Origin of the sequence: Campylobacter portucalensis, from assembly GCF_009690845.1 — a bacterium.
Taxonomy (GTDB): Bacteria; Campylobacterota; Campylobacteria; order Campylobacterales; family Campylobacteraceae; genus Campylobacter_B; species Campylobacter_B portucalensis.
In genome coordinates, this window is the sequence record NZ_VWSJ01000073.1 from 1 (window position 1) to 1,171 (window position 1,171).

Genomic DNA, 1,171 nt, shown 5'->3' on the forward strand with positions numbered 1-1,171 from the left:
AGCATTTGAATCAAAAGGAATTTGGTTTATCGCAGATACTAAAGCTATAGATTGCAAGGCTGAGTGCATTTGTTTCCTTAAAAGATTTTTAATTAATTATTTAAATTTAATTTAGTATTTTATAATTTTAGAAGTTAAATGATGCTGAAAAGTAAAAAAAATTAAGTGAATTTTTTAAAATTGGATGTATTGCTGATTAAAAAATGAGATTTAAATTTATTAAACAATTTGCCTTCTAAATTCATAAACTGCTTTTGTAGGTAATAAGTGAAATATTATGTTATTTAGAATGTTAGCATGCAAAATAAAATCACTTATTACCTACAAAATTATTTTTGTTGTTTATAAATTTAGATTTGGTTTAAGCAGATTTTCTTTTATGGGTTTTGCCATTTGCAAAGTTATTTTTGGAGTGTTTTACTCTATAATATTCTTTTAACTCCATAATTAACTAGTCCATCATATTTTTTTTGTTTTAGCAAAAACATTTTAAAATTTCTCTAATTTTTTCTTGGAAATTATAGAGTATATTAAAGTTCAAATTAGACTGAGCTCAATTTTTACATAAACAAAGTTTTTCTTACCAAGTCGGATATCCATTTAGAGCGATTATTTGTTACAGCATCTATTGCGGATAATACTGATTTTAGTATGGTTAAATTTATACGAACTTTTGCGTCTTCATCGACTGGTTCTGGTATTTTAAACCATCTTCTAATGCTGATTCTATCGTAAATTTAAATGCTTCATCAAGTTCTTTTAAGGCTTTTTCTTTCGTATCTCCATCTCCATAAAAAAACGAAACACTATTAAGTTCTAGCATAAAAGTAGCCCAACCACCACCTTCATCTAATGGGTTTTTTAAGTTCTATTTTATATGGCAAATTTAAATAATATTCTAAATTTTTCATTTTTTATCCTTTATAGCTTCTAATACTAATTTTACATAATATCTTTTTATGGGCTTGCTATATGGCAAAGTTATTAAAATTTTATTATTTGTAAATTGATGATGGGAGCCTTTAATGCCACGAAGTCTAAAACCATTACTTACCAGTAGCTTTTCAAGAATTTCAAATCTTACATTTTTAGGATTATTTTCAAATTTTCTTTATTTGCATCCAAGTATCACTTCTTTGTAGACTGTTATTTTGCAAAAAAAAAAAAAAAA

At 25.2% G+C, this 1,171-nt stretch carries 2 protein-coding genes and 1 pseudogene; all 3 read right to left on the reverse strand.

Annotated elements, in window-relative coordinates; genetic code table 11:
- Nucleotides 1-379: 379 nt before the first annotated feature.
- Nucleotides 380-470 (reverse strand): annotated as a pseudogene (locus F1B92_RS08685) (IS1595 family transposase); the annotation flags it as partial.
- A 191-nt stretch (nucleotides 471-661) separates the two neighbouring features.
- Nucleotides 662-823, reverse strand: a complete 162-nt coding sequence (locus F1B92_RS09270) for a hypothetical protein (RefSeq protein WP_229771001.1) — start codon at nucleotides 821-823, stop codon at nucleotides 662-664.
- 84 nt (nucleotides 824-907) lie between these two features.
- Nucleotides 908-1,072: a type II toxin-antitoxin system HicA family toxin gene (locus F1B92_RS08695; RefSeq protein ID WP_326833142.1), complete on the reverse strand. Its 165-nt coding sequence runs from the start codon at nucleotides 1,070-1,072 to the stop codon at nucleotides 908-910.
- Nucleotides 1,073-1,171 lie beyond the last annotated feature (99 nt).